Below are 23956 nucleotides of genomic sequence, written 5' to 3'. Positions count from 1 at the left end.
TTACCTTTATATGGTTCTAAAATGGAATTTCGTCATCATTGATGTCGATTTCTGGATACGATGTGTTTCCAGAGCCTTTTTGCTGGGGTTGCCGTGGTGGCATGTTTTGTTGGTCATTGGAATAGCGCGGCTCACCATAAGCAGGGGCATCGTCGTTGCCGTGGTCTGCTTGTCCTTTGCTATCAAGCATCTGAAGCGAGTCCACAGAAACAGAGTGTTTGCTGCGCTTGGCGCCGCTTTGATCTGTCCATTGGTCGAGTTTTAAGCGTCCCTCAACAAGAATCTTGGATCCGCGCTTGAGGTATTGGTTGGCAATCTCCGCAGAACGGCCAAAAAATGTGATGTCGACAAAGCACACTTCTTCTTTTTGTTCGCCTGTTTGGCTTTTGAACTTTCGGTTGGTGGCGATGGCTGTATTGCACACCGCACTTCCGCTAGGAAGATAGCGAAGCTCTGGGTCTCGGGTAAGGTTTCCTGCTAAAATGACTTTGTTAAACATGCCTTCTCCTTTGGGGTATTAGGCCTCTTGGACTTCTGGAGCAACTTCTTCGGTTTGGACGGGAGCTGCTACGGCTTCTGGTGCTTGTGCAGGTGTTGCTTCCTCTTTTTTACCTTTGGCTGCATTGGCAAGTTTTTCCCAGTGTGCAAGCTCTTTTTTCTTTTCAAATTTAACAGTCATGAATTTGATGATTTCTTCGTTGATGCGGATAATGCGCTCAACTTCTTTAATCGCCGCAGTTGGGGCTGTAAAGTAGACAACAAAATAAACGCCACGCTCAAACTTTTGCACTTCGTAGGCAAGGCGGCGTGTTCCCATTTCAAGTACGGAAGCAATCTCAGCCCCGTTCTTTTCTAGAACCTCTTTCATGAGGTTTAACTTTTGTTGTACTTCTTCCTCGGTAAGCGTAGGCTTTAGTACAAACAACAATTCGTAATGTCGCATGTGTTCTCCTTGTGGATATGTAGCTCTTTTACAAGAGCAAGGAACCCTTAGTGGCTAAGAGTAAGCGGCGATTATATCTTAAAATAACTTAAGACTTTCCTAATTTTTTAATGAGGGATTGTACATGTAAAAGGGTTGAAAGCAAAAAAGCAGGCTTGTCATAATGGGTTTTTGTCTTTAGGGTGTGTTCAGCCTGGGCTAGGGCTTCTAAGAGGGCTTGGTACAAAGGAAGCGGAAAGCGTAAGCTTTGGCTAGCGCGCTCTTTAGCAAGGTGTGGCGGGAGTGGGTAGCCTAAGATTTCTTTGGCGTCAAAGTCTCCGTGAAGTTTGATGTAGAGGTGAAAGGTGGACAATTGCACCACGTGGTTTTGAAGGGCATTAAGAACGCGTACTTCGTCAAAAGCACCTGATTCTACAAAACTTTGATAATCTGTTTGTATGGGTTTAAGGTCTAAGAGTTTTGAGGCAAACTCTTCCACGCCCACCGTTCCTGCACCGTAGACTAGGCGATCGATGTCGGTTTTGGTTACTTCTCGCTCAAGAATAGCCAACTTGTCAAATTCGCTAATGGCCAAATTTAAATCTTCGTTGTGGGTGAGGTAGAGGTGGTTGAGGGCGTAGGATTGGATGGAGAGGTTTTTGGCTTTGGCTATTTGTGTCATGAATCCCATGGCTTCTGAAAGAGAGGGTTTGAAAAACCGCACTACATCACTACTTAGGGCCTTGGAGAAAGATTTTGCCATAGTTTTAACCTTGGCATCATCACTATAACACTCTAAAAGCAAAAAGCTGTTGGCATCTTTGTGACACAGGGCAAGCAAGGTTTCAAGTTCTTGCTTGGGAAGGGGTTTGTCGGTTTTGATGACCAGAAGGTTTTTGTCCCCAAAAAGGGATGATTGGGAGATGTGCGACTTGGCAGAATGAAAATCATACGCATCAAAATAAAAAACCAAAGGGTCGTCTTTGGCGGTATTCCATTGGTTTAAAACAGCCTTGCCAAAGTGGGAAATTTGAAAATCACATAGGCCGTGCAAGAGCAGAGATTTTGGTAAATTCCCTCTGCTAAGGGCGTTTTCTAGGTCGCGGCGGTACATTAAGGGTCAAGCCTTTTGGTGACGCGCGCGTAAATTCTAGCACTGGGTAAATCAACTTCTACGAGCATGACTTCCACGCGCTCTAACAGTTCCACATCATCATCCATGATAAACAGCCGTGCCCCTTGGATGGTGTCATCAAGGCGCGCAATGACCGCTTTGTTGACGTCGGTGATGATGGCTTTAAAGGTTTCTCTTAAGTGTGTCGCCGCCCACCGTGCGAACTTTCTGTCCATGTATTCCCAGGCGACCTTGTCGCTTTCGCGTTCAAGTTCACTGACCCGTTCACAAACGGTGTCGATGTCGGTTAAAAGGTAGCGGCGGAGTTTTTCATCATGGGAAAGCTCAGTTTTAAGCAGCCGGTGAAGAAGCAAATCGCTGTAGCGGCGAATGGGCGAAGTAAAGTGCGTGTAGGTCTCAAACCCAAGGCCAAAATGGCCTTTGGATTCGGATTCGTACAAGGCGCGTTTTTGGCTTTTAATGATGAGCTTGTCCACATCTTCGCGCATGCCTAGAGCTCCCGCTTGTTTTTGGATGATGCCGATGAGCTTGGGCAAATCAGGAGAAAAGCTTACATGTAAGCCGATGGTTTCAAGGTCAACAAGCAACTCTTCAACGCGTTCAAAGGAGGGGGCTTCGTGGTTGCGGAAAATCCCTTTTTGGATGCGCTTGGCAGCGGCTTGGTTAGCCAAAAGCATACAATCTTCGATGAGCGAATGGGAGGGTGTTTCGCTCTCAATGTGCGTGGCGACGAGGTTTTGCTGGGCGTCTACTTCCATGCGGGTGTCGTTGCTGCGAAATTCAAACCCATCGTAAAGGCGCTTTTTGCGTACTTTGAAAATCGTCTCTTTTAAAGGCAAAAGCCACTCAAGAATAGGTTCATCTTCGGGGATTTGGTGGCTAAAATCACCTGCTAAAAATCGGTCGACTTCATCGTAAGTAAAGCGACGTTTGGAGTGGATGATGCCATTAAAAAGATCTTCGCTCTTTACATGTAAAGAAGTTTTATCCAGTGTGATTTTAAAGCAAAAGGCTAGCCTGTCTTCATTGGGTTTGAGAGAACAAATGTTTTCACTTAGGCTGCGCGGCAGCATGGGGATGGATTTATGGGGAAAATAGATGGAAAATCCCCGCTCTTTGGCTTCTTTGTCGGTGGAGCCAAAGGGAAAAACATACTCACTCACATCAGCGATGGCTACGTAAAGGACACAGTTTTCTTGGTCAAAATAAATCGCATCATCAAAGTCTTTAGCATCGGGCGGGTCGATGGTGCAAAAGGGCAAGTGGGTAATGTCTACGCGCTCAGGGTAAAGGCTTTTGTCTACAGCTGTGCCGTGGGCTTTGGATTCAGCTTCCGCTTCGGGGCTAAAAAATTCGGTTTTATTGTGGGAAGCAAGGCAGATTTTTTCATCTACCGTCGGGTCGCTAAAGACGCCTAGGACTTCTAGGATAGTGCCAGTTAGCGTGTCGATTTTTAGTACAGAAGCCTCGGGGAGTTGTTTGAGGGATTTTTGACTCGCCGCCAAGGGAAAAGCAAGGCCTGTTTTTAAATGTAAGGCGACGACTTGTTTTTGGATGGTTTTGGTGTAGACAATGGCAACCCCGCTAGCGCGTTTGAGGATGTAGACCACCTTGGCTTTGGGGCGTCCTTTGCGGATGGGAAGGCGCTTGGCAAGGACCAAATCTCCGCGCATTGCTCCTTGCAAATCTTTGGGTTCAATCATCAAATCTTTGCGCGTCAAGCCTGCTTCAAAGACTTCTAAAAACCCCGTGCCACTGGAGGCGACATCGACTTTTCCCACGCGAAAAGCACTGTCGAGTTTGTAGTGGTCTTTGGTATATGTACACGCTTTTAGATGCATAAGTTCAGTGACAAGGGCAAGCTGGTCTTTGGTGAGGGTGGCGGCATCCACCCCCTGTGTCAACGCAAGCAAAAATGATTTCACGCGGTTACTTTTTGGGCTGCTTCATTAAAAAGTTCAAGGCCAAAACCGTATGTGTCAAGAAGAGCAGTGGCGTTTTGGGTGGAGGTGAGGGAGAGTTGGTCAAACACGTTAACCGTTGTTTTAACTACATGTAAAGGGCGCGCTAGAGGTGCAATAGCACTTGGTGCGTTGCTAGCGTTACTAGAGAAGCGAATAGCTTCGCCAAGCTCTGCCTCTAGGTTCCACTGTTCAAAGATTTTTGCCGTGACCTCTTCACTGGTGATGCCGTGGGTTTCGCGCTCAAGTACTGAAAGTTCTTCGAGGGTTCGGATTGTCTTGATTTTTGCCAAAAAAGGCTCGAAAGTGTTTTTGTCCATAAGGACGTTAGCAAGGACGACTTTGCCTACTTCCATTAAGAAAGAAGCGGGCAGGAGAATGTCTAGCAAAGAGCGATCAACTTTGGTGTACCAGTTAAACATCAACGCGCTTTGGTAGGTGCTGATTTCCAAAAACCGACCGTTGGTAATGTTGTAGGGTGTGAGGTTAATTTTCATGCTTTGTTTAATAGCGCTTGAAAGGGCAAATCCGCGTACTGTTGCCATCCCAAAAAGAGAGATAGCATGGGAAATATTTTTAATTTCTCGGCTAAATCCGTATAAGGGTGAGTTGGAGGATTTTAGGATGTTGGCAGTGAGCATGGGATCGCTCTCTACTACTTTAACCAAATCATTCAAAGAGCTGTTTTTGTCGGTACAGATGCGCTGAATTTTAAGAATGGTATCATCAAGCGGAGGAAGGGATTTGATTTTCTTTAAAATAGTTTCATCCATGATGTCGCCTTTGGTTAAGATTAAGTTTACAATGGGCTGATTTTAGCCAAAAATAACTTAAATGCCTTTACATGTAAAGCTTTCTGATGGGCTCAGCCTGTGGCTTGCTAAAATAATACCCTTGTATGTAATCTGTTCCGATGTCTTGCACTGTGTCTAGCTCTTCACGGGTTTCTACTCCCTCGGCCAAGATTTTGATGCCATGGTCTTTGGCGACCGTAGCAAGGGCTTTGTAGACGGACTGTTTAAAAGAATCTGTGTGAATATTTTGGATGATTTTACGATCGATCTTAATGATGTCGGGTTTGAGTTCGATGAGCATGTTGAGGTTAGAATGCCCCTCGCCTACATCATCAAGCGCGATTTTATACCCTTGGCCGCGGTAAAATTTTAAAATAGTTTTGAGATGCTCTTGGTCAGCAACCAGCTCAGTTTCAACCACTTCAAAGACGATTTTGCTAGGGTCAAATTCCAATTGATTTGCCCATTTGATGGTGGATTTTAGGCAAAACGCAGGGTCGTAGATGGCGGTGGGAAGAAAGTTGATGAACACGTGCTGGCGAATTTTTTTAACCGCTGCGGTTTTAAGGGCGCTTTCACGGCACAGGCGGTCGAGTTTAAAATCAAGGTCATTGCGCTTGGATTTGTGAAAAAGCATGTCGGGGTAGAGTAAGCTTCCATCGCTTTTGACCCCACGAATCAGGGCTTCGTAACCGTAAATGGTGTGAGAGTTTGCTCTGACAATGGGTTGGAAATGAGAGGTTAAACTCTCGGTGTTGATAATGTCAAAAAATTCACTGTCTTGAATGAGGTTTACATAGCGCTCTAGGGGTTTAGCCAAAAAAACAGAGCGGTAAGAAAAGGGCTCGTCGGGAGCGTTGATGTAGACCATGATGGCTTGTTTGGCAAGAGTGTTAAAAGCCTCGTCTAGCGCCTTGGTATGGGTTTCAAAGAAATCCTTGGGGTTTTCTACCTTTACATGTAAAGCCCCGTTTTGAAAATGGGAAGGGTAGCCTAGTGCGTTTAAAAAGGATTCAATTTTTGAAGAAAGTTCTTCGGATTCGCACAGCCAAAAGATGTTTGCGGGGGTTTCGTCTAGGCAAAAGATTTCGTTACATTTTGAACAGGACATAAAAATTCCTTTTTTAAGGTGCTAAACGGGCTAAGTGCCACACGTTTTCATAATAGGTGTACTCAAAACGATCATGCAAACGGTCGCCGCCCCCTTGCCAAAACTCAAAAGAGGTGGGAAAAAGTTTATATCCGCCCCAAAAATCAGGCAACGGCACTTCGCCCTTGGCAAATTTGGCTTTAAGCTGGGCAAATTTAGCTTCAAGTAAGGCGCGCGTGCTAATGACTTGGCTTTGGTCGGAGACCCATGCACCCAGCTGACTGCCACGGGGTCTGGAGAGAAAATAGCGCAAAGACTCAGTGCGGGAGATTTTCTCCACACGCCCGCAAATCTCCACTTGACGCTCTTGTCCTAACCACGCAAAATGCACCGCCGCGTGGGGATTGTGCGCCAAGTCTTGCGCTTTTTTACTGGTGTAATTAGAGAAAAAGACAAACCCCTCTGTGTCAAAATACTTCAGTAACACCGTACGCATGGTGGGTTTGCCTTGGGTGTCTACGGTGGCAAGGGTCATGGCGTTGGGTTCTAAAAGGGGCTTAGCCTCTTCAAACCACGCATGAAATTGCACGAAAGGGTCGGAGTTTAAATCCTTTACATGTAAGGGGGGTGAAGTGTATTCCTTGCGCATACTAAAAAGATTTTCTTTCATGTGTCCTACTTATATAAAAGGCGTAAAAAAGCAAGCCCAAAGAGCCCAAGTGCAAGCCCGTAAAGGGCAGGGTCATAGAGTAAAACACCCAAAGCGCCAAGGCTTAACCATAGGGTGATTTGCGCCTCTTTGGCGTAAGTTTTGACCTCGCGGCCAAGCCAATGCAGTTGGTCGTTGGACAGCTCTACGCGCACCTCGCCTTGGGCGATTTTTTTCATGGCGGTCTTGGTGTCTTGGACTACAAAAGGCAAATCTTTAACCTGCTCGATGATGGTTTCTAAAACAGAATCTTTGGCCCCAAGGGCGCGCGGGAGGTTTTGAAGCAACAGAGGCAAAATGTCTTTGACGCCATTAAAATTAGGAATGTACGTGGTGCCAAGGCCTTCAATAATAGCGCTGACGCGCAAAATGTAAATAGCATCACTAGGAAGTTTAAAAGGAAGATTTCGGGTCCCTTCAAGGACATGAAAAGCCAGATCCTGCATAGATTCGTTACTGAGGTTGTCGTTGGAAAAGATGGCAAACATTTTGGCTGTAAACTCTGCTAGTTCTGCTGTTGGTGCTTCGTAAGCCACGGTGCCTAGGCGCTTGCACGCGTTAATGTAGAGCTCATAATCTTGTTCGTTAGCCGCTTTTAAAAGCTCAATAATAGCAATACGCGTGTTGCTTGGAACGGTTTTGACCATTCCAAAATCAAGAAAGATAAGCTCGCCTTTGGGGCTAACAAGCACGTTCCCAGGATGAGGATCAGCGTGAAAAAAGCCTTTGATGAGCATCTGTTCCACGTAAAAAGTTACCAAGGTTTGAATGATGGGTTTGAAGTCGATGTTGTGAGCCAAAAGTGCCGTTTTATCATCAAAGCGAAAACCCTCCTCAAAGCTCATCACCAGTGCTTCATCGGTGCAATACTGCGGGTGGGGGTGCGGAAAACGCACACCGCTATCTTTGTAGGTGCTGGCAAATTTTTGGAGGTTTTGCAGTTCGTTGGTGAGGCTGACTTCTTGGAGAATCATTTTGGAAAACTCTTGAATCACCGCTTCGATGGAGTTTTTTGTTTGAGAAGAAAACAAGGGGCGAAAGAGGCGATTAAAGGCAGTTAAAATAAAAATATCCGCTTTGACCTGCGCCTTAATACCTTCGCGCAAGAGCTTCACGGCAACCTTTTCACCCGAATGCAACCACGCGCTGTGCACTTGCCCGATGGAGGCCGAAGCGATGGGTGTGGTCTCAAAGCGTGCAAAGGTGTCAGGGGTAAACACGCGTGAAAAGAGTTTCTCAAAAGCGTTTTGTGGCATGGGCGGAAGCTCATCGTGAAGTTTTTTTAGCTCATGCAAATACTCAGGCGTAAAAAAATCCGCACGGGTAGCTAGGACTTGGGCCAGTTTGACAAAACTCGCCCCAAGGCGTTGGATAACCTGACCCAATTTTTTGGGCGAAAGGGGTTTAAGGCCCAAAAAACTAGGCCGCCGTTTGATAGCTAAATAAACCGTGAGTAAAAAGGTAAAAACACCCCAAATGCGCGCAGGGGTGTAGTGGCGCAAAGAGGCTATTTGAGTTCCTTTTTAAGGGCTTCCAAATCCGCCTTGGTGGCAATACCCACTTCGTCAATCACCTCTTTAAGGAGCGTTTTGAGGCGGGTTTTGATTTTCTCATCCTCTTCTTTGCCTCGTGCTTCAAGGGAAGCGAGTACGCTTTTGGCATCACTAGCACCCAGCTTGCCACGCTCTTCTAGCTTTTTAAGCTCCGCTTCTACGTGCTCTTTAAAGAGCGTCGCCGCACCGATTCCTGTGTACAGTACATCTTTTAGCATGGTAACTCCTTGTGGGGTTATATTGTACCAAAGTTTAGCACGCACAAAGGGGTGTTGGTAGGGGTATTTTGTCTGTTTATGGGGGCTTGGGTGGTTCAGGGCTTTTTGAGAACTTTTTGTGTACACTTGCCCCATTATTTTACTTACAAGGATGAGGTTCATGGCAGTAACAGTGTACTACGACAAAGATTGCGACTTAAGTATCATCAAGAGCAAAAAAGTTGCGATGATTGGGTTTGGAAGTCAAGGACATGCACACGCAGAAAACCTTCGCGACAGCGGTGTTGAAGTCATTGTAGGCTTGCGTGAGGGCGGTAGCTCATGGAAAAAAGCAGCAGCCAAAGATTTTGTGGTTAAAAACGTAGCCGATGCGTCCAAAGAGGCAGATGTGATTATGATTTTGTTGCCTGATGAGACACAAGCAGACGTGTTTGAAGCAGAAATTCGCCCCAACCTCAAAGAAGGTAATGCCATCGCATTTGGACACGGGTTTAACATCCACTACGGCCAAATCCAAGCCCCAAAAGGCGTGGATGTCATCATGGTAGCCCCTAAAGCACCTGGCCATACGGTACGTAACGAATTTGTCAATGGCGGCGGGATTCCTGATCTTATCGCAGTACACCAAGATGCTTCGGGCAATGCCAAAGATTTGGCATTGAGCTACGCAAGCGCTATTGGCGGCGGACGCACAGGTATTATTGAGACAACCTTTAAAGACGAAACCGAAACAGACCTTTTTGGCGAACAAGCCGTGCTTTGTGGCGGTGCAACTGCCCTTGTGCAAGCAGGTTTTGAAACCCTAGTGGAAGCAGGCTATGAGCCAGAAATGGCCTACTTTGAGTGCTTGCATGAGCTTAAACTTATCGTAGATTTGATGTACCAAGGTGGCATCGCTGATATGCGTTATTCTATCTCCAATACTGCTGAGTATGGGGATTACGTGAGCGGTCCTCGCGTTATTAATGACGAGTCTAAAAAGGCTATGAAACAAATCCTTAAAGAGATTCAAGATGGCCGATTTGCTAAAGATTTCGTACTTGAGCGCAAAGCGGGTTATGCGCGCATGAACGCAGAACGTGCCAATATGCGCCGTTCACTCATTGAGCAAACAGGCGAACAGCTTCGTGGCATGATGCCGTGGATTTCTGCCAACAAAATTATCGATAAAGACAAAAACTAAACTTCCTAAAGCGGGCACAACAAAAGCCCGCTTTTTCCTCAAGGTAGCCCTCTTTTATGACCAAACGTACGCGAAAAAAACCTTCTCCAAAGCGCAGAACTTCCTCTTTTAAAAAGTATGCTATTTTTTTGCTTTCATTGCTTTTTGTTGGTGCATTCGTAGCTGGTGGGCTTTACATGTATGGCTTTTTTACAACCCCAGAAGTACCTAAAAAACAAGAAGTGGTAGTGAGTGATGCGTTGATGGAGAAAATGAAAACCATGCTTGAAAACGAGCGCCAACGTCTCAATGAAAAAACCCTTCCCGTGCTAGAACGTCCCTTGAAAGCACTTCCTTCTGAGCCTGAAAAACCTCTTGAAAAAGAACCTGTAGAGACTTCGGTTTATGAAGAGGTGCAACAACGTCCTTCGGAGGTTGCAGATTATGAGAAAAGTTTACAAAAAACTTCCAAAACAATTGTTTTTGAAAAAAAACCTCCCGCTACATTTACGGGCAGGCCAAAGCTAGCTATCATTATTGATGATGTTTCTTTTGCGCACCACGTGCGCAAAATCAAAGAGATTCCTTTTAAAATAACACCATCTATTCTTCCGCCTACTTCTAGACATCCTGATTCTCACACCCTTGCTAAAGAGTTTCCTGTCTATATGGTGCATTTGCCTTTGGAAGCTCTAAGCCACAACGCACCTGAAGAAAAAACCCTCAAAGTGGGCGACACGGAAGAGGAGATACATGGGTGGGTTCGTGAACTCAAAACCCTTTTTCCAAAAGCATTGTATTACAATAATCACACAGGCAGCCGTTTTACGGCCCACCTTGGCTCCATGGAAAAGCTCATTAGTGCTCTCAAAAAAGAAAAACTTATTTTTCTAGATAGTCGCACTACACCCCATGCAAAAGCGCCAGATCTTGCCAAAAAATACGATATGCTTATTCACTCAAGGGATGTGTTTTTAGATAATTCTTATGAAAAAGAAGCTATTCGTGCTCAGCTTAAAGAAGCTGTTCGCCTAGCAAAACGCAACGGCCAAGCCATTGCTATTGGTCATCCTCATGCCAACACATTGAGCGTCTTGGCTGCTGCAAAAGATATCTTAGTTGAGGTAGACGTGGTGTATGTCGGGGAACTTCAGTGAAAACACTTGAGACAATCCCTGTCACCTTAAGTGGGCTCTCTAGGCCAGTGGAACGTCTTTTTTATGCAGGCGATGAGCGTTTGCTGGATTTGCCAATGGTGGCAGTAGTCGGAAGCCGTCGTCCAAATGCCTATACGCGCCAAGCAACACTACGGTTGTGCCAAGCCCTTAGTGCTTGTGGCGTGATTGTGGTGAGCGGTGGCGCTATGGGGGTCGATGCCTTGGCGCATCAGGGGGCTCTCCCAAACACCATTGCAGTGTTGGCAAATGGGATTGATATTTTTTACCCCAAAATTAATGAGGCATTGTTGTGCTCAATTAAGGATGAGGCGCTAGTGTTGAGTGAATATCCTGCAGGAATGCGCGCCATGAAACACAGTTTTGTAGAGCGAAACCGTATTGTGGTGGGGCTTTCTTGTGCTGTTGTTATTGCGCAAGCCGAGGTGGAGAGCGGCTCGATGCATAGTGCTAGAATCGCACAAAAACTCGGGAAGCCTTTGTATGTTTTGCCTCAGCGTCTTGGGGAGAGCGATGGCACTAATCGACTTTTAAAAGAGAAAAAAGCAGAATTAATAGATGATATAGATGCTTTTGCGCGATTGTTTGGAAAAAGAGAAAATGGCTATGATGCATTGTTGGCCTTTTGTGCTAAAGAACCACGCCTCGATAAGTGCCTTGAAAAATTCGGTAATGCGGTGTATGCGTATGAATTAGAGGGACGATTAAGCATTGAAGGGCTTATGGTGGTGGTGCATGGATAAAACCTGCGTAATGGCAATTGATGTGGGATTAAAACGCATTGGCGTGGCACTGAGTTTTGATGGCTCGTTGGTTTTTCCTCAACCGTGTGTTTTTCGCAAAAACAGAGAACAAGCCTCAATGGATGTGCTAAAGCTTACTCATAAGTGGAAGGTTGAGCGCCTTGTGGTTGGGCTTCCAAAAGACGGACAAAGCAGCGAGGAAATGGCGCGTAGAATTCATCATTTTGTAGGGTTAGTCGGCTTTGAGGGCGAGGTGATATATGTGGACGAACAAGGAAGTTCCGTGGAAGCAAAAGAGCGCATGCGAGGTGTTACAAAACAAGAGCGAGATGGAAAGATAGATTCCCTTGCTGCTTTGATTATCCTTGAGCGTTACTTGGCGCAGTGTAGGAAAGATTAGGTCAGAAACAGCCTGCTGTAGGCTTTTTCATCGTAGCCTACAAGAACGCCGTGGTCATATTCAATGACAGGGCGCTTGATGAGTAAAGGCTCCTTTAGTAACCATTCGCGCTTTGCTTCATCATCCAGATGTAACTCTTTAAGTTCAAGGGTGCGGTACTTTGTTCCTTTGGTGTTAAGAAGGGTGTCGATGGTGGTGTAGCTTAGCCACGCATCAAGCTTTTCACCACTAATGGGTTCTTGTCGTACATCGATAAACTCAACATCAAGGGCATGATTTTTAAAAAACCCTAACGCTTTTTTGACACTTCCACAAGTCTTGATTCCGTAAACAACCACAGAAAACCTCCTCTATTTAGCTTGTGCAAATAACCTCTTGGTTAGTGCTTATTTTTTAGCTTGGTTTAAATAATCAAGGAGTAGTATACCATACCAAAGGAGATCCCATGCAAGTCAATCAATCTTCCATGACCGCACATACCACTTACCTTGCGGCCAATGCCAATAACGTTGCTAACGTTAACACTGAAGGTTATGGGGCGCTTAAAACGTCGCTCAATAATGACGTGCAAGGAAACGTAGCTGCCTCGGTAACACCAACACAAAATCCCACTTCTTTAGAAAGAGAGCTTACAGATCAAATTGTCATTGACAATGGTTTTGATGCGCAGGTACGCTCTATTCAGACCAAAGATGATATGCTAGGAACCGTGTTGGACATTCGCAGTTAAACACGCGATGCTTAGAGAATGAGCATCGCATCCCCGTAAGAAAAAAATCGATATCCCTCTTTTACAGCTTCTTTGTAGAGTTCTAGCGTTTTTTCTAATCCCACAAAACTTGCTACCAACATTAAAAGCGTGGATTTTGGAAGATGAAAATTGGTCAAGAGGTGGGTGACGCGAACAGGGGGATTATGAGGGTGTAAAAACAAATCGCATGCTCCGTGGAGTTTTTTAGTCCGTGCGTAATACTCAACCGTGCGCGTTACTGTAGTACCAACAGCAAGCAAGGGCGTGGGAGTATCGATGAGGGTTTTGGCTTCTTGGGGGATGTGGAATTGTTCTTCGTGCATCACATGATCACGAATATCTAGGACCTCCACAGGCTTAAAAGTCCCCGCGCCCACATGCAAAGTCAATGTGGCGTTTTTATGGCGTTTTTGCAGTGTCTTTAGCATCTCTTGGGTGAAATGCAAGGAAGCAGTGGGTGCAGCTACAGCACCTTGAACAGAAGCAAACACGCTTTGGTAGTTGTGATTATCTTCTTGATTATCTTCCCGCTTTATATAAGGCGGCAAAGGAATGTGTCCAATCTCTTCAAGAATGCCATAAAGGGTGGGTAGAGAGACGGGCATCTCTTTACATGTAAAGCGTACAATGCGCGTTCCATCTTCACAAAGCTCTTCCACGCATGCCTCTAGGCCGTTTTGAAAAAAAAGTTGTGTGCCTGAGGTTACTTTGCCGCGAACATAAACCCGATATGCTCCATTGGGCAGTGGTGAGTTGAGCAACAATTCGATTTTTCCGCCACTTTGCTTGGTGCCAAAAAGCCGTGCTTTAATCACCTTGGTGTTGTTTAGTAAAATGTTGCACTCTGAGGGAAGAAATGAAAACAGGCTATCAAAGCGCGCATGAGTAAGCGTGCCTGAAGTGCGGTTATAAACCAAAAGTCGCGCATGGTTCCTTGGAAAAACAGGAGCAGTTGCGATAAGTTCGCTAGGAAGCGTGTAGTCGTAACTGCTTTGAAGAAGAAGCTTATCCAATGTCGTTTTCGTCTTCCTCGTCTTCGGTGTTTTTATTTTTTTTGGTTTCTTCTTCGTCCTCTTCAAAATCCTCTTCTTCCTCTTCTTGGTCTTCAGAGGCTGGATTGACAGATTTTGCAATTAAAATAGAGACGCCATAAAGAATAATCATGGGGCCAGCCATGAGAAATTGTGTGATAACATCAGGTGGCGTAAGAAGGGCTGAGAAAATAAAAATAAAAATCACAGCATAGCGAAAAAAGCCCTTGAGGGTTTTGTCATCCACAAGACCAAGTTTAGCAAGGAAAAAGGTAATAACAGGCATTTCAAAAGCAATACCAAAGGCAATTAAGAGTTTGGTAAAAAACCCAACATACTCGCCGATGCTTGGAAGAGCCGTAAAGAGGGCGTCGCCAAAGTTAATTAAAAAGTCAAATCCTATGGGGATAACAGCGTAGTAACAAAAAGTGGCACCAGAAAGAAACATTAAGGTTGCAAAAAAGACAAAAGGCACTACAAGGTGTTTTTCGTGTTCGTAAAGCCCAGGAGCCACAAAAAGCCAAAACTGCCAAAAAATAACAGGCAAAGAGAGAATGAAGCCCGCAAAAAAAGCGACCTTAATGGCGGTGAAAAAAGGCTCTTGAACCTTGGTAAAGATAACAGAACTGCCTGCGGGAAGTACTTCTTCAAGGGGGGCAATCATCCACTGTAGTAAAGGCTCCCAAAAGCTAAAACAGACAAAAAACATGACAAAAACAACTGCTACGGAAATTCCTAAGCGTTTGCGAAGTTCGACCAAGTGGGGTTTGAGTTCGTCAAGCATTAGGCATTACTCTCTTTCGTTAAATTAGGGGTTTCTTTTGAATTTTCTTCAGGGGGCTTTGAAGCAACTGCTGGGTCAGCTTCCTTTTTTGGGGCATCAAAAGCACTACTAGCATCAAGGTCTTCCTTGATGTCATTGAGTGTTTTATTAACGTTTGCTTTAGCTTCTTTGAGCTCTTCAAGCTCTTCAAAGGTGAGTTTTTTGCGCACCTCAGCTGCACCACGCTCAAGTTGTTTTTTGTATTTGAGGCTATCTTCGCGTAGCTCTTGAAGTTTTACCTCTTGCTCAAAGGTGGATTTGGCTTCGTTGATGCTACTTTTGAAGCTTTTGAAGAATTTAGCCACTTGAACAAGGGCTGTGGGCAGTTTATCTGGGCCCAAAAAGAGCACAGCAATGACAGCAACGATAAGAATTTCGGTAAAGCTCATTCCAAACATAGGTTTTCCTTGGGCAATCTGACGCAGGGGATTCTACCCACTTAAAGCTCAAATTCGCCTAAAATGTAATTTTCTAAAGGATAAATAAGGCTAGCTCGTCAGAGAGAAAATAATCACAATTATAAACGCGATCATTAGAAAAAAAGACCTTCTTTTCTTTTTCAAGGAGAGAAGCCCGCGCTTGCTGCTCGGGCGTGAGAAGACCCATGGCAACACCTATATGGCTACGCAACCCTAGAAAAATTTTTTCAGTAATTATTTCTTGAGGGGACAGCACTTCGCGCCGTTGTGTTGCGGGCTTTTTAAGGTATGTGTGAATCTCTTGCGAGGGATACAAGCGTGCGGTGCCGTCGTACCCAACCGCGCCGCATCCAAGACCTATGTAGCGCCTATGTTCCCAATACCCCAAATTGTGTTGGCAAAAAACAGTGCCAAAATTGGAGATTTCATATTGCTTAAACCCACGGTGTGTAATTGCTTTGGCAAACCACCTTGCAAGAGGCTCTGAAGGGTTGAGGGTTTCGGTGCGGTTATAAAAAGGTGTTCCCTCTTCAAGGGTTAAAGCATAAGCGCTAAGATGCGAGATGGGTAGGGCAAAGGCAAAATCCAACTCTTTTTTTAGGGAGGTCTTGGTGTCCATGGCGGTGCCGTACATAAGGTCAATGGAAACAGAGTTAACACCAAGGCTTGCCGCTGTTTCTATGGCGCGACACGCTTCGTCGTTAGTGTGGTTTCTGCCCAAAAAAGCAAGCTTGTCTTGATGAAAACTTTGCACACCAAAGCTCATGCGATTAACACCTAAGGCAATCATACCTTCAATCCAAGAGCGGTTGGCAGTGTTGGGATTGGCTTCGGTAGAAATTTCTGCTTCAGGATGCAAATAGGGGGAAATAATCTCAAATAATGGTGCGTATTGGGCAGGGGTTAGAGTAGAGGGCGTACCGCCGCCAATAAAAAATGAACTCAAGGACGCAGGAGCGAGGTTAAAATGTTTAGCTTCGTTTTGGAACTGTACCATGACTGCTTTAATATAAGCCTCTTTGAGAGAGTTATGCTGGATGTAAGAATGAAAAGAGCAGTAGTGACACTTGGTTTGACAAAAGGGTACATGTAAATACAAAAGCATGATTTTCCAAAAGTAGTTTTTAATGACAGATTGGCTACTATTTTACCACAAAAATGGACACATAAAGCGCTAAGGTAATGAATGGCAGAGAAAAAACGATTTCGTCCAAATGTCGCCGCGATTGTGCTTTCTCCGCATTATCCACACAAGTGCGACATTTTAATCGCCCTTCGGGGAGATATTGATGGGGCATGGCAATTTCCTCAAGGGGGAATTGACAAGGGGGAAAGCCCAAAACAAGCCCTTTTGAGAGAACTCGAAGAAGAAATTGGAACTAGAGATGTTGAAGTTATTGCGCGGTATCCTGAGTGGCTTTCTTATGAATTTCCCGATAAAATTGCCAAAAAGATGTATCCCTATGACGGACAAACCCAAACCTATTTTTTAGTACGACTTAAGCCAAAAGCTAAAATAAATTTAGGGTCTGACCATCCTGAGTTTATTGACTATACTTTTATTAATGTGGGTCGCGTGCTTGATGTGATTACCCATTTTAAAAAACCTGTTTATAAAAAGGTGCTACGCTATTTTAAACAAGAAGGATATTTGTAGAATGTTGATTGTGCAAAAGTACGGAGGAACCAGTGTAGGTACCTTGGAGCGCATTGAAGCAGTTGCCCAGCGTGTTGCAAAGACAAGGGCCGAAGGACACGATGTGGTCGTGGTGGTTTCTGCCATGAGTGGCGAGACCAACAAGCTTATCGAATATGCGGAATATTTTAGCAAGAACCCAAAACAGCGAGAAATGGATATGCTTTTAAGTTCGGGCGAGCGAGTGACGAGTGCATTACTTGCCATTGCGCTTACTGAAAAAAATTGTCCTGCAGTTGCTTTTTCGGGACGACAAGCGGGCATTGTTACAGACGAGGTGCATACAAAAGCACGCATTGATCACATCGATACAAAGCGCATGAAAGAAGACCTTAAAGCGGGCAATGTGATTGTTGTTGCTGGCTTTCAAGGTGTAACACTTTCGGGCGAAGTTTCCACGCTAGGCAGAGGAGGAAGTGACCTTTCCGCTGTGGCTGTCGCAGGAGCATTAGAAGCAGATGTTTGTGAAATTTATACCGATGTGGATGGAGTGTATACAACAGACCCGCGCATTGAGCCCAAAGCAAAAAAGCTTGATAAAATCAGTTACGAAGAGATGCTTGAACTTGCATCTTTGGGAGCAAAAGTGCTTCAAAACCGTTCGGTTGAATTGGCCAAAAAGCTTAATGTGAACCTTGTCACACGTAGCAGTTTTAACGATAATCCTGGAACCTTAATCACAAAGGAAGAAAATATTATGGAACAACCACTTGTAAGCGGCGTTGCCCTTGATCGCAACCAAGCGCGCATTACCCTACGGGGAGTGACAGATAAGCCTGGTATTGCGGCTGAGATTTTTACCACGTTGGCTAATTGCAACATTAACGTAGACATGATTATTCAAAATGTAGGGCACGATGGTACGACCAATCTTGGGTTTACTGTTCCTGAAAATGAGCTAGGGATTGCCCGCAAGGCAATTGACGAGCTTCAGCCTGCCAATACAGTGGAGTATGACAGTGAAATTGTTAAAGTTTCTGTTGTGGGTGTGGGTATGAAATCCCACAGCGGTGTGGCAAGTCGCGCGTTTCAAACAATGGCAGACGAGGGTATTAATATCGAGATGATTAGCACGAGTGAAATTAAAATTTCCATGGTGGTACACCGAAAATATGGAGAATTGGCTGTTCGAGCACTGCACAAAGCGTACGGACTGGAAGAATAAACCCATGCAGGCATTTTTAAAGTGGACGCTTGAAACCATTCGCAAAGAAGGCTCATGGATGAGCTGGATGGAGGAAAAACGCTTGGAGTGGGTGCCTTTAGCTGCTTCAAGACTCCAAAACCTTATGAATGGACATACGTTTATTGTAGTAACAGATGAGGAGAGGGAGTGGTTTGCTCATTATATGGTCTCCTCTATTAACCGCAACACAAGCAGTCGTCCGCTTTTGCCTTTTGTTTCGTTAAAAACATTTTTTCCAAATTTAGACAAATTGCGTTCACGGGAGGAGATTGTGTTGTTAGAAGACATGCTCTCTCTCTCTTTTCCTAATGGTTATACGTTGTTTTATGTAGGTAAAAGTAACGATTTTAAATCGCAAATTGCAAAACAAAGAGATGAAAGTTTTATGTGGATTTTAGATGAGCAGATGCAAAACAGTTTTTACCTTAGTTCTTCGGATGAGTTATTGGATGTTAAGCTCATTCAATTGTATAAGCTCATGGAAAAGACCATAGACGCACTCCTCTTTGCTGAGGTGAGTGTCGAAGATGAGTAGTGAGCCTACAAGCTACATTACTGTTGTGCCAGATTTGGAAGCTTTTGAGGCTTCTTTGTTGCATTCACACAGTAAAAACAGATTAAAACTCTTTATCAAAGATGATTTTTTAGTAGAGGATGCCAAGGCGGTGATTAAAGAGGCCTATGTTGCAGAGGCTTCCGTAAAGGTTATTGCTCTTGGGGCAAAAAGTTACAATATTTATGCTCAAAACACTTTGTTGAAAGTGCTAGAAGAGCCTCCACACAATACAGTTTTTATAGTAGGGGCGCTGTCGAAGACCTCCCTTTTGCCAACCATTCGGTCTAGGCTTCCTGTTGTCTCATTAGTGCAAGAGAAGCTTTCTTTTACTACTTCTTTGCGATTTCGCTCTTTGGGACTAAAAGAGATTTATGCCTTTGTGCAGGCACGAAAATTTTTAGAACGCCAAGAGTTAAAAACCCTCTTGCAAACCATTGTTATAGAAGCAACCCAGCAAGGGGTGCGTTTTACCCACCAGGATTTGGAGCTTTTTGGGGTTTTGGTGCAACTGGCGGAGTTAAATTCCAGAGCACACAATTTGCTCATGACGCAACTGCTCACCATTTACCAAAGAGTGCGTTCATGACCTGTTGTGTTCTTTCGCCCTCTACGGATGTGTGTGCTTTGCTGAAAACCATGAATATTACCCCTGAGGGGGTGAAGATTTTGGAGAAAAAAGGGGCGATGAACCTGATTTACCTCCGAGACTTGCGCACGCCTGGGGCAAATATTTTAAAACAAGACGCCCTTTCTGTGGGGGCAGATTTAGCAGTACCTCGTGGAACGATTTGTTGTGAAACACACACGGTGGACGCGCTTTTAATGGCAACGAATGCACAGGTAAAAGCCCTTGCACGCAAAGCAAGCGCGCAGCCTTTTGGACTTAAAAACCTCAGCCTCTTTTTACATTCTTTGGGTGTCATCACAAGGGAGAAACCCTCGGTGATGGGGATTGTAAACCTCAATGCAGACAGTTTTTTCAAAGGAAGTCGCTGTGAAGAGCACACTGCTTTAGAGCGCATTGAGACGATGATAGCCCAAGGTGCTGCCTATATTGACATCGGCGGGGTTTCCTCGCGTCCTGGTAGTATTGGGGTGAGTGCAGAAGAAGAGATGGCGCGCATCAAGCCTGTCATCGACGCGGTGTATGCCCACAAATTGTACGAAAAAGCGGTTTTTAGCCTTGATAGTTACACACCAAAATGTCTAGACTACGCACTTTCTCATGGTTTTGGGCTAGTGAATGACATCACGGGGCTTGCAGACGATGCGGTAGCAAAACTTGCAGGAGAGTACGGGGCTGTTGTGTGCATCATGCACATGCAAGGAGACCCCAAAACCATGCAGCACCATCCGCATTATGAGGATGTGATAGGGGAAGTGGACAGTTTTTTTAAACAGCGGATTGAAAAAGCAAAAAGCTTTGGTGTCGAAAAAATTATCTTGGATGTGGGGATTGGATTTGGAAAAACAGTGGAGCATAACTTGGTGTTATTGAAACACCAAGGGCATTTTTTGCGTTTTGGTTACCCTTTGCTTGTGGGTGCGAGCCGTAAGTCGCTCATTAACACGCTCTCGCCTTCTGGAGTGGAAGAGCGTCTTGGCGGGACCCTTGCTTTGCACCTTGAGGCGGTGCGTAATGGTGCAAGCATCGTGCGGTGCCATGATGTGTTTGAGCACGTGCAAGCGGTGCGCGTCATGGAAGCCCTTGAAGAGACCTTGGTGCAGGGGAGATGTCTATGACACTATGGATTTACGTCGTAGCTACTTTTATGGTGTTCGGGGTTGGTTTGGGGTGGTGGATCGTCGCCAAACAACCTCTTTTTAAACGCTACAAAGAAGAGACCTTGTATGGGGTGATATGGCGTTGGGTGTGGCGGGGACGCAGTGTGGTAGGATTGTGGTGTTATTGCCCTACATGTAAAGGAGAGCTCAGCTTCGATGATGAAAACTGCCGCACCACAAAGAACCTCAATGAAAAAACCACCTTTTTTATCTGTAAAGCCTGTAATGGCGAAGAAAAAGGGCGTGTGGTGGGTGGCGATAGGCGCTATGTAATGACCCTCGTACAACACGAACTCATGCGCCGTGCTAGTTCGCCAGAATTTTTAACAAATTTCCATCCAAAGCATACCCTATGACCTATGAAGTCTACCTCGATACAATCGCCACACTCAATGCGTGGGCCCATGCCTATTATGTCTTAGACAATCCCATCGCCAGTGATGAAGAGTACGACGTTTTATACCATCGTGCGCTTGCATTTGAGCAAGAAAACCCTGAACGCATTGCGCCAGATTCTCCCTCATTGCGCGTGGGTGGTGAAGTGCTAGAAGGGTTTGAAAAAGCCCTGCACCTAAGCCCCATGTGGAGCATGGAAGATGTGTTTAGTGAGGAAGAGTTTTTAGCGTGGATTGGACGTGTAAAGAAGACCAAAGAACAGTTTTCTTTTTACTGTGAGCCAAAATTTGACGGGGCGAGTTTGAACTTGGTCTATGAGGATGGGGTTTTAGCCAAGGCCATCACAAGAGGCAACGGAAACGAGGGGGAAAATGTTACTCAAAGTGTGAAAACCATCCGCTCCATTCCCTTGCGCATCCCGCACCTTGGCACTATTGAGATTCGAGGCGAAGTGGTCATCCCTTTGGAAGATTTTGAGGGCATGAACGCTGCGCGTGCCAAGGCGGGTGAGGCGTTGTTTGCCAATCCACGCAACGCAGCAGCGGGGAGTTTGCGCCAGCTTGATACGGCAGTGACGGCGGGACGAAAATTGGTGTTTTACCCGTGGGGTATTGGTGTAAACACCTTGCAGGAAGCAAAACTTAGCCAAAAAATGGAAAAAATTTACACTTTTGGGTTTTTGCGCCCCCCTAAGGCACTGAGCACCCAAAGTACCCAAGCAGTGATGGCCCTCTACCATGAACTTTGCGCCTATGATTCGCCCATGATGATGGATGGGATGGTCGTGAAAATTGATGAGATTAGCCTCCAAGAAGAGTTAGGCTATACGGTCAAAAATCCCCGCTGGATGGTGGCGTTTAAATTTCCCGCTTTAGAAAAAACCACGCGGGTGTTGAGCGTGGATTTGCAAGTAGGGCGCACGGGCGTGGTAACCCCTGTGGCCAATGTGGAGCCTGTGATGCTAGCGGGTGTAAAAGTAGAGCGGGCGACCTTGCATAACTTCGATGAAATACAACGCAAAGACCTGCGGGTAGGGGACGCGGTCATTTTGATTCGCAGTGGGGATGTGATTCCTAAAATCACCAAAGTGCTGGCCGAGCGCCGTAGTGGTGAACTCTCCCCTATCCTTCGCCCAACGCAATGCCCAGAATGCGGCAGTGAGCTGTTGGATGAGGGTGCTTTGATTAAGTGCCAAAACCTCAGCTGTGCCGCGCGCGTGGTGGGGGCGATTATCCATTTTGCTTCCAAAAAATGTTTGAACATCGACGGCTTGGGCGAGCGGATTGTGATGCAACTTTTTGAGATGGGTAAGATTAATACCGTGGGAGATTTGTACACGTTAACACCTCAGGATTTAGAAGGATTAGAAGGCTTTAAAGCCAAAAAAATCACCAACCTTTTGGATGCCATCGAGGCGAGCAAAGGCGCGCCGTTGGAGCGGTTTATCGCAGGGCTTGGGATGGAGCACATCGGGGAAGTGGCGGCCAAAAAACTCGCGTACGCTTTTGGGGAAGCGTTTTTGGAAGCAAACCATGACGCGCTGTTGGTGCTGGAGGGCTTTGGGGAAGAGATGGCCCAAAGTGTGCTAGAATTCGCCCGCGTTAACCGCGAAAAGGTGGCGGGACTCTTGGCGCATGTGGCGCCTAAAATCCCTGAAAAAACCCAGATAATACCTTCGTATTTTACGGGTAAAACCGTGGTGGTAACAGGAAGCATGCGCATGCCAAGAGAGAGCATTAAAGCCCTTTTGGAAGCCCATGGCGCCAAGGTTTCGGGGAGTGTTTCTAAAAAAACCGATGTGGTGATTTTTGGAGAAGACGCGGGAAGTAAGTTAGACAAAGCTATCACATTAGGAGTAGAAACCATGCCAGAAACAACCTTACACGAATTAATAAGCCAATCCCATGCGTCTTGATGCGTATTTAGCCGAAAAAGGCTTGGCACAAAGCCGTAACAAAGCCCAAGAAATCATCAGCGAAGGTTTTGTGCTTGTCAATGGTGAATCCGTCCAAAAACACGCGTTTGAGGTGGGTGAAAAAGACACCGTAAAGGTGTTAGAACACGCGCGCTACGTGAGTCGCGCGGGAGAAAAACTGGCTAAATTTTTAGAAGATTTTCCCCTTGAAATAGCGGGCAAGCGGTGCTTGGACGTGGGAAGCAGTACGGGCGGTTTTACGCAAGTTTTGCTTGAAAACAACGCCTTACATGTAAGCGCGGTGGACGTGGGCAAAGACCAACTGCACGTTTCCCTTCGCGCCCACGAAAATCTTGTGGTGCATGAAGAGACCAATATCACCGAATTTTCTTCGCCAACACCCTTTGAAGTGGTGACGTGCGATGTTTCGTTCGTGGGCGTTGAAGCGTTGATGCCTTCTATTGATGCCCTAGCGTGCGGGATGATTGTTGTGTTGTTTAAACCCCAGTTTGAAGTAGGAAAAGAAGCCAAACGCAGTAAAAAAGGGGTGTTAAAAGACGGAGTAGCCATCATGCAAGCACGCCGACGTTTTGAGATAGCCGCAGCGGGATTTGGGTGGGAGTTATGCTATGTGGAAGAGTCTAAGCTAAAAGGAAAAGAGGGGAATGTCGAATTCTTCTATGCATTTAAAAAAAGATAGCGTCACCGCCATTGCTATTGGTGGGTTTGACGGGGTGCATTTGGGGCACCAGCAACTCATTGCGCGTCTTGGCGAGCATGGGGCGCTTTTGGTGATTGATAAAGACGAAGCCAACCTCACTCCAGGAACCAAGCGAAGTCAGTATGCAAAATATCCGTGCATGTTTTACCATTTTTTGAAAGTCAAAGACTTGAGTGGTGAGGAGTTTATTGCGCTTTTGAAAAAAGAGTTTCCAAACCTTCGAAAGATTGTTGTGGGATATGATTTTTGTTTTGGAGCCAAACGTGCCCACCGTGCCAATGATTTGCCTTTGCTTTTTGATGGAGAGGTAGAGATTGTTAAAGAATTTCTATTTGAGGGCATCTCAGTACACTCTTCAACCATTCGCACCCAGCTGAGAGAGGGAAATATTGCTCTAGCTAATCGGCTTCTTGGGCGTGAATACGGGATTGTTGGTACAGTTATCGCAGGCCAAGGGCTTGGTAAAAAAGTATTGTATCCTACTCTCAATTTACATGTAAAGCATTATTTGCTCCCAAAAGAAGGGGTGTATGCGACGCGCACATTAGTGGAGGGGCGTTTGGTAGATTCGGTCTCTTTTGTGGGAGTGCGCACCAGTACTGATGGAAAATTTGCCATCGAAACCCATCTTTTGGAGGCACCTGAGGCGGAAAGTGTTTATCATGTAGAGTTATTTTTTGTGGCACATTTGCGAGAAAACCAAACTTTTAGCGATTTGAAACTATTGAAAAAGCAGATTGAAAAAGACATTATTCAAGCACGTGAAGCTTTACATGTAAAGGGGTAATGTCCGCGCCAATGGCGCGGACATGGTG

General features: G+C 45.6%; 28 protein-coding genes. 14 read left to right on the top strand and 14 right to left on the bottom strand.

From position 1 onward, the window contains the following. Positions 1-16: 16 nt before the first annotated feature. The 9 genes from ssb to JWV37_RS03295 form a co-directional block, all read right to left on the bottom strand. Positions 17-499: a single-stranded DNA-binding protein gene (gene ssb / locus JWV37_RS03335; RefSeq protein ID WP_205458265.1), complete on the bottom strand. Its 483-nt coding sequence runs from the start codon at positions 497-499 to the stop codon at positions 17-19. A gap of 18 nt (positions 500-517) precedes the next feature. Next, the gene (rpsF, locus tag JWV37_RS03330; protein ID WP_205458263.1) at positions 518-943 is read right to left on the bottom strand and encodes a 30S ribosomal protein S6; all 426 of its coding nucleotides are present in this window, start codon (positions 941-943) and stop codon (positions 518-520) included. 88 nt (positions 944-1031) lie between these two features. Next, a complete protein-coding gene (gene holA / locus JWV37_RS03325; RefSeq protein ID WP_205458261.1) occupies positions 1032-2036 on the bottom strand; it encodes a DNA polymerase III subunit delta in 1005 nt (334 codons plus the stop codon). Next, on the bottom strand, positions 2036-3982 hold the full coding sequence (locus JWV37_RS03320) for an RNB domain-containing ribonuclease (RefSeq protein WP_369407645.1): 1947 nt from the start codon (positions 3980-3982) through the stop codon (positions 2036-2038). Before JWV37_RS03320 ends, holA begins: the two co-directional genes overlap by 1 nt. Next, positions 3979-4791, bottom strand: a complete 813-nt coding sequence (locus tag JWV37_RS03315) for an HDOD domain-containing protein (protein ID WP_205458259.1) — start codon at positions 4789-4791, stop codon at positions 3979-3981. The genes JWV37_RS03320 and JWV37_RS03315 overlap by 4 nt, the downstream gene beginning before the upstream one ends. Before the next feature lie 67 nt (positions 4792-4858). Then, entirely contained in the window at positions 4859-5923 is a 1065-nt protein-coding gene (locus JWV37_RS03310) for an EAL domain-containing protein (RefSeq protein ID WP_205458257.1), read from the bottom strand. A 13-nt stretch (positions 5924-5936) separates the two neighbouring features. Then, positions 5937-6572, bottom strand: a complete 636-nt coding sequence (gene pdxH, locus JWV37_RS03305; RefSeq protein ID WP_205458255.1) for a pyridoxamine 5'-phosphate oxidase — start codon at positions 6570-6572, stop codon at positions 5937-5939. A 5-nt stretch (positions 6573-6577) separates the two neighbouring features. Then, positions 6578-8113 carry an ABC1 kinase family protein gene (locus tag JWV37_RS03300; protein WP_205458253.1) on the bottom strand — a complete coding sequence of 512 codons (1536 nt, stop codon included), beginning with the start codon at positions 8111-8113 and terminating at the stop codon, positions 6578-6580. A 5-nt stretch (positions 8114-8118) separates the two neighbouring features. Beyond that, on the bottom strand, positions 8119-8382 hold the full coding sequence (locus JWV37_RS03295) for a hypothetical protein (protein ID WP_205458251.1): 264 nt from the start codon (positions 8380-8382) through the stop codon (positions 8119-8121). Between the two features lie 160 nt (positions 8383-8542). On the opposite strand from JWV37_RS03295, the gene ilvC reads away from it, so the two are divergent. From ilvC to ruvX, 4 genes are read left to right on the top strand one after another with little or no spacing between them, the layout of a single operon-like run. Further along, positions 8543-9565: a ketol-acid reductoisomerase gene (gene ilvC / locus JWV37_RS03290; RefSeq protein WP_205458249.1), complete on the top strand. Its 1023-nt coding sequence runs from the start codon at positions 8543-8545 to the stop codon at positions 9563-9565. Positions 9566-9621: 56 nt separating this feature from the next. After that, positions 9622-10701, top strand: a complete 1080-nt coding sequence (locus JWV37_RS03285; protein ID WP_205458247.1) for a divergent polysaccharide deacetylase family protein — start codon at positions 9622-9624, stop codon at positions 10699-10701. Next, the gene (locus tag JWV37_RS03280; RefSeq protein ID WP_205458245.1) at positions 10698-11462 is read left to right on the top strand and encodes a DNA-processing protein DprA; all 765 of its coding nucleotides are present in this window, start codon (positions 10698-10700) and stop codon (positions 11460-11462) included. The genes JWV37_RS03285 and JWV37_RS03280 overlap by 4 nt, the downstream gene beginning before the upstream one ends. After that, positions 11455-11862: a Holliday junction resolvase RuvX gene (ruvX, locus tag JWV37_RS03275; protein WP_205458243.1), complete on the top strand. Its 408-nt coding sequence runs from the start codon at positions 11455-11457 to the stop codon at positions 11860-11862. The genes JWV37_RS03280 and ruvX overlap by 8 nt, the downstream gene beginning before the upstream one ends. On the opposite strand, the gene JWV37_RS03270 is transcribed toward ruvX, so the two are convergent. Continuing rightward, positions 11859-12200 carry an arsenate reductase family protein gene (locus JWV37_RS03270; protein WP_205458241.1) on the bottom strand — a complete coding sequence of 114 codons (342 nt, stop codon included), beginning with the start codon at positions 12198-12200 and terminating at the stop codon, positions 11859-11861. The two genes, ruvX and JWV37_RS03270, sit on opposite strands and share 4 nt — an antisense overlap. Positions 12201-12307: 107 nt before the next feature. On the opposite strand from JWV37_RS03270, the gene JWV37_RS03265 reads away from it, so the two are divergent. After that, entirely contained in the window at positions 12308-12592 is a 285-nt protein-coding gene (locus JWV37_RS03265) for a flagellar basal body rod C-terminal domain-containing protein (protein ID WP_205458239.1), read from the top strand. Positions 12593-12603: 11 nt separating this feature from the next. Here the strand turns inward: JWV37_RS03265 and queA are convergent, their stop codons facing one another. The 4 genes from queA to hemW all read right to left on the bottom strand — a co-directional run bounded on the left by queA (position 12604) and on the right by hemW (position 15991). Continuing rightward, on the bottom strand, positions 12604-13626 hold the full coding sequence (gene queA / locus JWV37_RS03260; RefSeq protein WP_205458237.1) for a tRNA preQ1(34) S-adenosylmethionine ribosyltransferase-isomerase QueA: 1023 nt from the start codon (positions 13624-13626) through the stop codon (positions 12604-12606). Further along, positions 13619-14428 (bottom strand): twin-arginine translocase subunit TatC, encoded by an 810-nt coding sequence (gene tatC, locus JWV37_RS03255; protein WP_205458234.1) that lies wholly within the window; start codon positions 14426-14428, stop codon positions 13619-13621. Before tatC ends, queA begins: the two co-directional genes overlap by 8 nt. Continuing rightward, a complete protein-coding gene (gene tatB, locus JWV37_RS03250) occupies positions 14428-14865 on the bottom strand; it encodes a Sec-independent protein translocase protein TatB (protein ID WP_205458232.1) in 438 nt (145 codons plus the stop codon). The genes tatC and tatB overlap by 1 nt, the downstream gene beginning before the upstream one ends. 73 nt (positions 14866-14938) lie before the next feature. After that, positions 14939-15991, bottom strand: coding sequence for a radical SAM family heme chaperone HemW (gene hemW, locus JWV37_RS03245; RefSeq protein ID WP_205458230.1), 1053 nt, complete (start codon positions 15989-15991; stop codon positions 14939-14941). 81 nt (positions 15992-16072) lie between these two features. Between hemW and JWV37_RS03240 the strand changes: the two genes are divergently transcribed. From JWV37_RS03240 to JWV37_RS03200, 9 genes are read left to right on the top strand one after another with little or no spacing between them, the layout of a single operon-like run. Continuing rightward, a complete protein-coding gene (locus JWV37_RS03240) occupies positions 16073-16543 on the top strand; it encodes an RNA pyrophosphohydrolase (RefSeq protein ID WP_205458228.1) in 471 nt (156 codons plus the stop codon). A 1-nt stretch (position 16544) separates the two neighbouring features. Continuing rightward, positions 16545-17747, top strand: coding sequence for an aspartate kinase (locus tag JWV37_RS03235; RefSeq protein ID WP_205458227.1), 1203 nt, complete (start codon positions 16545-16547; stop codon positions 17745-17747). A 4-nt stretch (positions 17748-17751) separates the two neighbouring features. Next, positions 17752-18303 carry a HobA family DNA replication regulator gene (locus JWV37_RS03230; RefSeq protein ID WP_205458225.1) on the top strand — a complete coding sequence of 184 codons (552 nt, stop codon included), beginning with the start codon at positions 17752-17754 and terminating at the stop codon, positions 18301-18303. Next, complete coding sequence (locus JWV37_RS03225) at positions 18296-18910, top strand: DNA polymerase III subunit delta' (RefSeq protein WP_205458223.1); 615 nt, start codon at positions 18296-18298, stop codon at positions 18908-18910. Before JWV37_RS03230 ends, JWV37_RS03225 begins: the two co-directional genes overlap by 8 nt. Beyond that, the gene (gene folP / locus JWV37_RS03220) at positions 18907-20067 is read left to right on the top strand and encodes a dihydropteroate synthase (protein WP_205458221.1); all 1161 of its coding nucleotides are present in this window, start codon (positions 18907-18909) and stop codon (positions 20065-20067) included. The genes JWV37_RS03225 and folP overlap by 4 nt, the downstream gene beginning before the upstream one ends. Then, a complete protein-coding gene (locus JWV37_RS03215; protein ID WP_205458219.1) occupies positions 20064-20465 on the top strand; it encodes a hypothetical protein in 402 nt (133 codons plus the stop codon). The genes folP and JWV37_RS03215 overlap by 4 nt, the downstream gene beginning before the upstream one ends. Next, complete coding sequence (gene ligA / locus JWV37_RS03210) at positions 20462-22420, top strand: NAD-dependent DNA ligase LigA (protein ID WP_205458218.1); 1959 nt, start codon at positions 20462-20464, stop codon at positions 22418-22420. The genes JWV37_RS03215 and ligA overlap by 4 nt, the downstream gene beginning before the upstream one ends. Continuing rightward, positions 22410-23120 carry a 23S rRNA (cytidine-2'-O)-methyltransferase TlyA gene (gene tlyA / locus JWV37_RS03205; RefSeq protein WP_205458217.1) on the top strand — a complete coding sequence of 237 codons (711 nt, stop codon included), beginning with the start codon at positions 22410-22412 and terminating at the stop codon, positions 23118-23120. The genes ligA and tlyA overlap by 11 nt, the downstream gene beginning before the upstream one ends. Then, positions 23086-23928: a bifunctional riboflavin kinase/FAD synthetase gene (locus JWV37_RS03200; RefSeq protein WP_205458216.1), complete on the top strand. Its 843-nt coding sequence runs from the start codon at positions 23086-23088 to the stop codon at positions 23926-23928. Before tlyA ends, JWV37_RS03200 begins: the two co-directional genes overlap by 35 nt. The last annotated feature ends 28 nt before the right edge of the window (positions 23929-23956 follow it).

The organism is Sulfurospirillum tamanense (genome assembly GCF_016937535.1).
In the GTDB taxonomy this organism is placed as follows: domain Bacteria; phylum Campylobacterota; class Campylobacteria; order Campylobacterales; family Campylobacteraceae; genus Sulfurospirillum_B; species Sulfurospirillum_B tamanense.
This window is presented reverse-complemented; position numbering and strand designations above follow the sequence as displayed.